The organism is Profundibacter sp. (assembly GCF_965277155.1).
In the GTDB taxonomy this organism is placed as follows: Bacteria; Pseudomonadota; Alphaproteobacteria; order Rhodobacterales; family Rhodobacteraceae; genus Profundibacter.
On record NZ_CBDIBV010000009.1, the window covers coordinates 101,618 to 111,775 of the forward strand.

9 protein-coding genes are annotated in these 10,158 nt (G+C 56.2%); all 9 read left to right on the plus strand.

Annotated features, from left to right (window positions below):
• Window positions 1-38: 38 nt before the first annotated feature.
• Window positions 39-2,105, plus strand: a complete 2,067-nt coding sequence (locus ACQY4M_RS07825) for an NADAR domain-containing protein (RefSeq protein WP_428542878.1) — start codon at window positions 39-41, stop codon at window positions 2,103-2,105.
• Between the two features lie 2 nt (window positions 2,106-2,107).
• Window positions 2,108-2,767, plus strand: coding sequence for a type II toxin-antitoxin system toxin DNA ADP-ribosyl transferase DarT (gene darT / locus ACQY4M_RS07830; RefSeq protein ID WP_428542881.1), 660 nt, complete (start codon window positions 2,108-2,110; stop codon window positions 2,765-2,767).
• Between the two features lie 19 nt (window positions 2,768-2,786).
• Window positions 2,787-3,851: a type II toxin-antitoxin system antitoxin DNA ADP-ribosyl glycohydrolase DarG gene (gene darG / locus ACQY4M_RS07835; protein WP_428542884.1), complete on the plus strand. Its 1,065-nt coding sequence runs from the start codon at window positions 2,787-2,789 to the stop codon at window positions 3,849-3,851.
• The gene (locus ACQY4M_RS07840) at window positions 3,851-5,971 is read left to right on the plus strand and encodes a type I restriction endonuclease subunit R (RefSeq protein ID WP_428542887.1); all 2,121 of its coding nucleotides are present in this window, start codon (window positions 3,851-3,853) and stop codon (window positions 5,969-5,971) included. The genes darG and ACQY4M_RS07840 overlap by 1 nt, the downstream gene beginning before the upstream one ends.
• Window positions 5,968-7,194, plus strand: coding sequence for an IS256 family transposase (locus tag ACQY4M_RS07845; protein WP_428539582.1), 1,227 nt, complete (start codon window positions 5,968-5,970; stop codon window positions 7,192-7,194). The genes ACQY4M_RS07840 and ACQY4M_RS07845 overlap by 4 nt, the downstream gene beginning before the upstream one ends.
• A 250-nt stretch (window positions 7,195-7,444) precedes the next feature.
• Window positions 7,445-8,695: an IS256 family transposase gene (locus tag ACQY4M_RS07850; protein ID WP_428539230.1), complete on the plus strand. Its 1,251-nt coding sequence runs from the start codon at window positions 7,445-7,447 to the stop codon at window positions 8,693-8,695.
• Entirely contained in the window at window positions 8,695-9,141 is a 447-nt protein-coding gene (locus ACQY4M_RS07855) for an NAD-dependent epimerase/dehydratase family protein (protein ID WP_428542896.1), read from the plus strand. Before ACQY4M_RS07850 ends, ACQY4M_RS07855 begins: the two co-directional genes overlap by 1 nt.
• 35 nt (window positions 9,142-9,176) lie before the next feature.
• Window positions 9,177-9,614, plus strand: coding sequence for a hypothetical protein (locus tag ACQY4M_RS07860; protein WP_428542890.1), 438 nt, complete (start codon window positions 9,177-9,179; stop codon window positions 9,612-9,614).
• On the plus strand, window positions 9,611-10,158 hold a 548-nt coding region (locus ACQY4M_RS07865), incomplete at its 3' end, for an SDR family NAD(P)-dependent oxidoreductase (protein ID WP_428542893.1). The genes ACQY4M_RS07860 and ACQY4M_RS07865, both read left to right, overlap by 4 nt.

Sequence of the window (10,158 nt, forward strand, 5' to 3'; positions counted from 1 at the left end):
ACAACCAATTTCGGACCTACAACCGAGAGAGTAGCATCGTGTTCCTTAAGACCAAGGAACGGTTCGGTGGTCTCTCGAACATGGCACCAGGGTTTCCGCTTCGGGTAAACGGCGTTCGCATCCGCACTTCGGAAGCTCTCTATCAGGCCTGTCGCTTCCCACACATGCCGGAAGTGCAACGTCTGATCATCAACCAGCGCAGCCCGATGACAGCAAAGATGCGCTCCAAGCCATACCGAAAGGTCTCGCGGACGGACTGGAACGCCGTGCGCGTAAAGATCATGCGTTGGAGCCTGCGGGTAAAATTGGCACAGAATTGGAGTGAATTCGGCAGGCTTCTGCTCGCAACTGGAGACCGCCCCATAGTCGAGCAGTCACGCAAGGACGACTTCTGGGGTGCGAAGGTCGCCGAGAATGGCGCTCTCGTCGGCATGAATGTTCTTGGCCGCCTTCTCATGGAATTGCGCGAATTGTTGAAAAGCGGAGAGCCAGATCAATTGCACACAGTGGAAACGCTCGAAATTCCCGAGTTTCTACTATTCGAGCAACCAATCCAGTCGATAGGCCATGCGGACGAATTCATTCAGCCTGACAGCGATGCTGTCCGTGAGGACTACCCAGACCATGCAGTGCAACCATCTCTTTTCGACCAACAGGAGGCAACCAACGGCTTAGAAAGCATCCAAGGCAATCACCCTGAACGATTGGCTGGCAGGAAGGTTATCAAGCCATATCCAGCCTATCGCGACAGCGGGCTACCCTGGCTTGGCGAGGTTCCAGAGCATTGGGATGTGCGACGAAACGGCAGATTGTTTGCCCAGCGCAATGAAACCGGATTTGACGAGTTGCCAATTCTTGAGGTTTCACTTCGCACCGGCGTGGGTGTGCGGGATTTCGAGAATGGATCGCGCAAGCAGCAAATGACCGACCGGAGCAAATACAAGCGCGCCGCCATGGGCGACATTGCCTACAACATGATGCGCATGTGGCAAGGGGCTGTCGGCGTTGCGCCCGAAGATGGCCTGATCAGCCCGGCCTATGTGGTTGCGCGGCCGTTCCCCGAAGTCGAACCAAGATATTACGCTTATCTGTTCCGCACCAAGGCCTACATGCGCGAGGTCAACAAATTTTCGCGCGGGATCGTTTCGGACCGCAACAGGCTGTATTGGGATGACTTCAAGCAAATGCCATCCCCTTTCCCGCCAACTAGGGAACAGACGCATATAGCCGACTTTCTGGATACTCACGGGAGTCACACCGCCCGCCTGATCCGCAACAAGCGGCGGTTGATTGCGTTGTTGAACGAGCAGAAGCAGGGCATCATCAACCGGGCCGTTACGCGCGGACTTGACCCCGCCGTGCCAATGAAACCCACCGGCATCGACTGGATGCCCGAGGTTCCTGCGCATTGGGAAATCCGAAAAATCAAACAAGTCGCAACCTTCAATCCATCCCGCGCAGAGCGCACAGCAAAATTTAGTGAAGATGAAGAAGTAGTCTTTCTGCCCATGGAGAATGTATCTGTGAGCGGAGATATTGATTGCGGAATGCGTGGCAAGGTTCGAAATCTTCGGACCGGGTACACATACTTCAAACGCCACGATGTTGTAGTCGCGAAAATCACTCCGTGCTTCGAGAACGGTAAAGGAGCCTATCTTGGCAATCTCGAAACAGAAATTGGCTTCGGAACTACCGAATTCATAGTTCTTAGAGCCAATCAGGAAATAAACCCACAGTACTTGTACGAAGTATCTATGCTGCATGTATTCCGGCGTGATGGCAAAATGGCAATGACGGGAGCAGCAGGCCAGCAACGGGTACCGTTGAGCTTCATGCGCGAGTTTCTGTTCGGTCTCCCGAAGCCCCACGAACAGCGTGAAATCTTAGACTACATCCAAGCGGTATCAAACCAATTTAATCAGAAGATCAAGAAGGCAAAGTCTGAAATCTCACTGACCCTCGAGTACCGCGAACGGCTCATCGCCGATGTCGTTACCGGCAAGCTGGATGTGCGTGGGGTAGATCTTCCCGAGCTGGATGCCGATGCGGCCACGCCGGATATATCCCATGATGCGGCACACCAACCGGCGGAGGTGGATGCCTGACCATGCCCCAGCCCGCTGCGCCCAAAATTTATCATATCGTCCATGTGGACCGGCTGCCCTCGATCATCGCCGATGGTCAGCTGTGGTGCGACGAACAGATCATTGCGCGCAAGCCCCCAGGCACGGTGATCGGCATGAACAACATCAAGCAGCGGCGGCTGACCCAACTGAAGCTCACCAGCCACCCCGACCTGTTTGTCGGGCAATGCGTGCCGTTCTATTTCTGCCCGCGCTCGATCATGCTCTACCTGATCCATTGTGCCAACCACGCAGAGATGACCTATCGTGGCGGGCAAGGCCCCATCGTGCATCTGGAATGCGACCTGCACCAGACAGTTGCCTGGGCCAACCAGAACAACCGCCGCTGGGCTTTCACCCTGTCGAATGCGGGAGCTTTTTATTTCGAGGATCGCAACGACCTGGCCCGGCTGGACGAGATCAACTGGCCTGCGGTGCAAACCAACCGCTGGTCCGGCAACGGTATCTCGCGCTCGGTCAAGGAGGGCAAGCAGGCCGAATTCCTGATGGAGTATTCGTTCCCGTGGGAACTGGTCGAGCGAGTTGGCGTTCGCTCGCAAGCGGTCTATGGTCAGGCCAGCGCAGCAATTAGGGCTGCGGTGCACAGGCCACATATCGAAATTAAACCAACTTGGTATTATTAGTTTTAAGAGGGAGGCAAAGATGTTTGAATATAAAACCGGCGACATTCTGGCAGAAGATGCCGACGCTCTGGTCAACACCGTGAATTGTGTGGGTGTGATGGGGCGCGGAATTGCGTTGCAGTTCAAGAATGCGTTTCCGGATAATTTCAAGGCCTATGCGGCCGCCTGCAAGCGCGAAGAGGTGCAGCCGGGGCGCATGTTCGTGTCCGAAACCGGCCAGCTGACCAATCCACGCTATATCATCAACTTCCCCACCAAACGACACTGGCGCGGCAAGAGCCGGATGGAAGATATCGACGCCGGACTGGTCGATCTGATCGAGGTCATTCGCAAGTACAAGATCAGCTCGATTGCCATCCCCCCGCTTGGCAGCGGTCTGGGAGGCCTGAACTGGAACGACGTGCGCCCCCGGATTGAGGAAGCCCTGCACGGGTTCAACGACCTTCGCATCATTATCTTCCAGCCCAACGGTGCCCCCGAGCCGGGAAAAATCGCCCGCAAGAAGAAAGCGCCGAACATGACACCGGGCCGGGCCGCACTGGTGGGGCTGATGGATCGGTATCTGAGCGGTCTTCTTGACCCTTTCGTGACCCTGCTGGAAGTGCACAAGCTGATGTATTTCATGAAGGTGAGCGGCGAGCCATCGATGGAACGGTTGCGCGTGGTCAAGGGCCCCTACGGGCCATATTCCGAGAATCTGACCCATGTGTTACGCGAGATCGAGGGATATTTCATCTCGGGCTACGCCGACGGCGGCGACGCCCCCAACAAGCAACTGGAACTGGTTCCCGGTGCGGTTGGAGATGCCAGCGAATTTCTGAAACAACACGCCGACACACAGGAACGCTTTGGCAAGGTATCCGAACTGGTGGCCGGGTTTGAAACACCGTTCGGTCTTGAATTGCTGTCCACGGTGCACTGGACCATCGCGAGGGAATCCGCCGGTTCTATGAACGAGGTGGTGTCGAAGATATATGGCTGGAATGAACGCAAGAAACGCTTCTCGCCCCGCCAGATCGCTTTGGCGGCTGACGTGCTGGCAGACAAGGGATGGATTGAACCCGATGCATTGCAGGCCAGCTGATGACGACAGACACCAGCGAAAAAGGCCTAGAAACCCTGATCGTCCGATCCCTGATTGAGGAAGCCGGCTATGTTGCCGGTGATTCCAAGAATTTTGACACGGAACATGCCGTTGACCTCTCCAAACTTGTCGAATTCCTGAACACCACCCAGCCGGACACGGCAGAAGTCCTTTGCCTGAACGAGGACGGTCCGCAACGCCTGAAGTTTCTGCACAGATTGCAGGGCGAAATTGCCAGGCGGGGTGTTATCGATGTGCTTCGCAATGGCGTCAAGCATGGGCCACTCTCGATCGAGCTGTTTTACGGCACGCCCTCCCCGGGCAACCTGAAATCACAGGAGTTGTTCGCCGCCAACATATTCAGTGTGACCAGGCAATTGCACTATTCCAGGGATGCAACAAAGCTATCGCTGGATATGGCCATATTTATCAATGGACTGCCGGTCGCCACGTTTGAACTCAAGAACAGTCTGACCAAGCAGACCGTCGAGGACGCAGTCGAGCAATACAAGCGCGACCGCAATCCGAAGGATTTGTTGTTCCAGTTCGGCCGGTGCGTTGTGCATTTTGCGGTGGACGATCACGAGGTGCGTATGTGCACCCACCTGAAGGGAAAGGCCTCCTGGTTCCTGCCCTTCAACAAGGGATGGAACGATGGCGCAGGAAACCCGCCGAACCCGGACGGTTTGAAAACTGATTATCTCTGGAAGGAAATCCTGGCGAAGCAGAACCTGACCGATATTCTGGAAAACTACGCGCAGGTGGTCGAAGAGAAAGACGACAAGGGCAAGAAAAAGCCGCCAAAACAGATATTTCCACGGTTTCACCAACTCGATGTCGTGCGCAAGCTACTGGCGGACGCCGAGGCGCGCGGTGCGGGCAAGCGTTATCTGATCCAGCACTCTGCGGGCTCTGGCAAGAGCAATTCAATCGCTTGGCTCAGCCACCAGCTGATCGGACTGGAAAAAGGCGACAAGCCGACCTTTGACACCGTCATTGTGGTGACCGACCGGCGGGTGCTCGACAAGCAGATTCGCGATACCATCAAGCAATTCGCACAGGTGTCGTCGGTCGTAGGAGCCGTCACGGAAGGATCGCAACAACTGCAGACATTTCTGCAGCAGGGCAAAAAGATCATCATTACCACGGTACAAAAATTCCCTTTCATTCTGGGTGAAATCGGCGACGAGCATCGCGGCCGAACATTTGCCATCATCATCGATGAAGCGCATTCCAGCCAGGGAGGCCGAACTTCGGCAAAAATGAACATCGCGCTGGCAGCGAATGGTGCCGAGGAAGAAGAGGAAACCGTCGAGGACACCATCAACCGGCTGATGGAGGCACGAAAGGTGCTGCCGAACGCCAGCTATTTCGCATTCACCGCAACGCCAAAGAATAAAACTCTGGAAATTTTTGGAACTTCAGTACCAGAAGGCGGCAAGGTCAGGCATCTCCCGTTTCACAGCTACACGATGAAGCAGGCCATTCAGGAGGGCTTCATCCTCGATGTTCTGAAGCAATATACTCCAGTCGAGAGCTACTACCGATTGATGAAAACCGTTGAGGACGATCCTCATTTCGATACCAAACGGGCCCAAAAGAAACTTCGGCGTTATGTCGAATCCCATGATCATGCTATCCGCCAGAAAGCGGAGATCATGGTTGATCACTTTCATGAGCAAGTCATCGGACACAGAAAGATTGGCGGTGAAGCCAGGGCAATGGTGGTCACGAGCGGCATTCACCGCGCCATCCAGTATTATCATGCATTCGGGGCATATCTGAAGGAACGCAAGAGCCCGTATCAAGCCATCGTCGCATTCTCCGGTGAGCATGAATATGGTGGGCAGAAGGTCACCGAAACATCGCTGAACGGTTTTCCGAGCAACAGGATCGAGGAGATGATCCAGAAAGACCCATACCGGTTTCTGATCGTCGCCGACAAGTTCCAGACTGGCTATGATGAGCCATTGTTGCACACAATGTATGTGGACAAGACACTTTCCGGCATCAAGGCGGTAGTGTCGCGAGTTTGGTGGAAATTCGAGGACGGCGTAATCTCCGGGTGCATCGAAGCCACCCAACCGGCGGCTGGAACCGCCAAGGAGATCACGCCATGACAAAGAATACAGCAACATCGACATCCGCGCTACTGGCCAATGAAGCAGGCTATGACCCGATTGAAGACCGGCTGCGCCAGAACATCCGCGCGACGATCGAGGCGGTTTTCGAAGAGGAGCTGGAGCAGTTTCTGGGCCGTTGCCGGTATGGCCGCAGCGGCGGGGCAAAGGCCGGATACCGCCACGGGCATCGCGAGCGGCAACTGGTCGGAACATTTGGAACCGAAACGGTGCGCGTGCCGCGTGCGCGGATCACAGGCGAGGCCGGCAAGGCCAGAGAATGGCGCTCGAAGGCATTGCCCCGCTACCAGCGGCTGACGAAGAAGGCCGAGGCGCTGATCGCTGCTGTCTACCTTTCGGGCACCAACACACGGCGGGTAAAACGCGCCCTGTTCGGCCTGTTTCAGGGGGCGGTCAGCAAGGATGTGGTGAGCCGCGCCTGGCGCAAGGTGAAGGTGGACTGGCAGGCGTGGTGCGCCCGCAGCCTTGCGGATGAAGACATCGTGCGGCTGATCCTGGACGGCACCGTGATCAAAACGCGGATTGACAGGAAGGCCACCAATATCTCGGTTCTGGCCGCGATTGGCGTGCGCCGGGATGGGCAGAAGGTCTTGTTATCACTGATGAACATGGGCGGCGAAAGCACCTCCGCCTGGCGTCAGTTCATCAACGATCTGGATGCGCGCGGGTTGAAACGGCCCGAATTTGTCATCGTGGACGGGGCACCGGGACTTGAGGTCGCTCTCATTGCCCTCTGGGGTGAAGATCTGCCGATCCAGAGGTGCACGGTGCACAAGCACCGCAACCTTCTGGCCAAGGCACCCAAGCGTATGCATGATGAGTTGACAGAAGATTACCGCGACATGATCTACGCCAAAACACCCGAGGAAATCGCCACCCGCCGCAAGGCATTTCTGCGAAAATGGCGGCTGAAATGCAAGGCCGTCGCTGACAGCTTGGAAGAAGCAGGAGATAAGCTTTTCACCTTCACGCGTCTGCCACAAGGCCAGTGGAAATCGGCCAGAACGACAAATGCGATCGAACGCCTGAACGAGGAATTCCGCCGCCGCATCAAGACCCAGACCGTGCTGCCATGCGCCGAGACCGTGCCGATGCTGCTTTGGGCTCTGATGGCCTCGGGGCAGATCGTCATGCGAAAGGTCGATGGCTGGGAAACGCTCGCTCAGCCCGTCGCCGACGCAACCCTTGACCAAGCCGCCTGACCGGCGCATAACTCAACCCGCTCGGAGGTGCCTGAAATCAATTTCCACCACTTTCGAGACACAACCTAATTCAATGTAGTGTGATAGATACGCAATAGTGCCCTGGATTTTCAGCTGTAATAATCAATTCAACACTATCAAGTTTACCCCGTCGGCGAGTAATGCCCGAAAGTTGGTGATGGGGTGATTGGGTGGCATATCATGGCGGTGTTGACGCGCCGCGATTCTCAGAGAGAAAAGGATATGCCACATGGAAGACGATACTATTTTGGAGTTTACCGATCCAGCCGGAATTTCACCTGATCCGCTGACGGATATCTTGCGCAAAGGCGCGCGGGATCTGTTGGCACAGGCGGTCGAGGCCGAGGTTTGTGATCTGATGGCGCAACACGCGCATTTGAGGGATTCGGCCGGTCGCCAGCGCCTTGTTCGCCACGGATACCTGCCGGAGCGCGAGGTGATGACGGGGATCGGCCCTGTCCCGGTGAATGTGCCTCGGGTGCGTGATCGTGGCACGGGGGCGGAGAAGATCAGGTTCACCTCGACGCTTCTGCCGCCGTATCTGCGCCGGGCAAAGTCGGTCGAGGAGTTGTTGCCCTGGCTCTATCTCAAAGGTATTTCCACGGGTGATTTCGGCGAAGCACTGGCGGCCCTTCTGGGGCCTGATGCGGGTGGTTTGACATCGAGCACGATTTCGCGCCTGAAGGCGGAGTGGTGGGCAGAATACGAGCGTTGGAACCGGCGTGACCTGTCGGCCAAACGCTATGTGTATTTCTGGGCCGACGGGGTTTATTTCAAGCCGCGCACGGATGCTGACAAGCAATGCATGCTGGTGATCATCGGCGCGGACGAGTGGGGTAACAAGGATGTTCTGGGCCTCGTGGACGGGTATCGAGAAAGCAGCCAGAGCTGGCGTGAACTGCTGCTGGACTTGCAACGTCGTGGCCTCAGAAAAGCCCCTGATCTGGCCGTTGGTGATGGCGCGCTCGGCTTCTGGAACGCCTTGCGGGAGGTGTTCGGTGAGACCCGGGAGCAGCGCTGCTGGGTGCATAAAACCGGCAACGTCCTGAATGCCATGCCGAAGTCGCTGCAAGCCAAAGCCAAGGGCCATCTACAGGACATCTGGATGGCCGAGAACAAACGGGACGCCGAGGCCGCGTTCAATTTCTTCATCGAAGCCTATGGCGTGAAATACGAGCGTGCCGTGGGGAAGCTGACCAAGGACCGGGACGTGCTGCTGACCTTCTACGACTTCCCTGCCGAGCACTGGAAACACATCCGCACATCCAACCCCATCGAAAGCATATTTGCCACCGTGCGGCACCGAACGAAGAAGACCAAAGGCTGCCTCGGGCGCAAGACCGCCTTGGCAATGACCTTCCGCCTGATGATGTCGGCAAAGAAGAAATGGCGTAAACTCGACGGCGCATTCCGATTGCCGGAAATCATCGAAGGGGTTGAATTTAAGGACGGGATCAAGCAGGAAAAACATGCCGCCTGATTACTGCGTCACCAACTTTTGGGCATAGCTCAGCGCCCGATACGATCATCCACTATGCCGAACAGCCTTCGGCCCCCTATTCGATGCGCGGCTTCCCCGAGGCGCGCCGCACCTTCAAGAACAATCTGGATGTTACGTTCAACTGTATTTGGGCCATGCTGGAACACGCCCCCAAGGCACATCTGGTCAAGCTGGGAACGATGGGCGAATACGGCACGCCGAATATCGACATCGAAGAAGGCTGGATCGACATTGACCACAAGGGGCGCACGGGCCGCTTTTTGTTCCCCCGCGCCGCCGGATCACTTTACCACACCACCAAGGTGCTGGATACCGATCTGCTGTGGTTCTATGTGCGCACATACGGTCTGCGCGTGACGGACCTTATGCAGGGGCCCGGTTTACGGGGCTGTCCACCGATCAGGCCGATCTGGACCCGGCCCTAAGCCCGAATTTCCACTACGACGACATTTTCGGAACCGTGGTAAACCGTTTTCTGGTTCAGGCCGTGGCGGATATTCCTCTGACCGTTTATGGCGGTGGCGGGCAAACCCGTGGCTACCTGAACCTGCGCGACACCCTGCAATGCGTGCGTCTTGCCGCGGAAAATCCCGCCGATGAAGGCGAGTTAAAGATTTTCAACCAGCTAACCGAAACCTTCACCGTTAATGAACTGGCCGACAAGGTGAAAAAAGTGGGGGATGGCATGGGCCTGAATGTCCAGATCAAATCCATCCCCAACCCGCGCAAGGAGCTGGAAGAGCATTACTATAACCCCGTCCATTCGGGTCTGATCGAAATGGGACTGGAGCCACATTATATGACCGATGATGTTGTTGCCTCGATGCTGAAACGTATCATTGCAGCAAAAGACAGGATCGACACCAACCGTATTATGCCAAGGGTAAGCTGGAAATGAGTATTCGTGAAAACTTCAAGGGGCGCAGCGTCCTGATCACCGGTGCCTGCGGAACTGTTGGCGCCGAACTGACCCGTCAGGTTCTAGAAGCGGGCGCCGAACGGATTGTCTGTGTCGACAACAATGAAACCGAACTTTTCTTTTTGCAGGAGAAATACAAAGCCGGCGGGGCCGTCAGATGCTATCTGGCGGACATTCGTGACCGCGAGGCCCTGACGCAACGGATGCAGGGGGTCGAAATTGTTCTGCACGCTGCCGCGTTGAAACATGTCGGCCTGTGCGAAGACAGCCCGGCACAAGCCATCCGCACAAATATCGAAGGCACACAGAACGTCATTGATGCGGCTCTTACCAACCGGGTTGAGCGGGTGATTTTCACCTCGTCCGATAAGGCGGTGAACCCGACCAACGTTATGGGCACATCCAAATTGATGGGCGAACGCCTGATGACGGCGGCCAGCCTGAACAATCGCAATTGCGAAACTGTTTTTGCCTCGACCCGTTTTGGCAATGTGCTTGGGTTGTGTCTCGAAAGTGGTGGAAA

Bases quoted from the DNA above. Each gene is read 5' to 3' on its own strand.
- ACQY4M_RS07845 (WP_428539582.1), top strand. From the start codon at position 5,968: ATGACAAAGAATACAGCAACATCGACATCCGCGCTACTGGCCAATGAA.
- ACQY4M_RS07850 (WP_428539230.1), top strand. From the start codon at position 7,445: ATGGAAGACGATACTATTTTGGAGTTTACCGATCCAGCCGGAATTTCA.
- darT (WP_428542881.1), top strand. From the start codon at position 2,108: ATGCCCCAGCCCGCTGCGCCCAAAATTTATCATATCGTCCATGTGGAC.
- darG (WP_428542884.1), top strand. From the start codon at position 2,787: ATGTTTGAATATAAAACCGGCGACATTCTGGCAGAAGATGCCGACGCT.
- ACQY4M_RS07840 (WP_428542887.1), top strand. From the start codon at position 3,851: ATGACGACAGACACCAGCGAAAAAGGCCTAGAAACCCTGATCGTCCGA.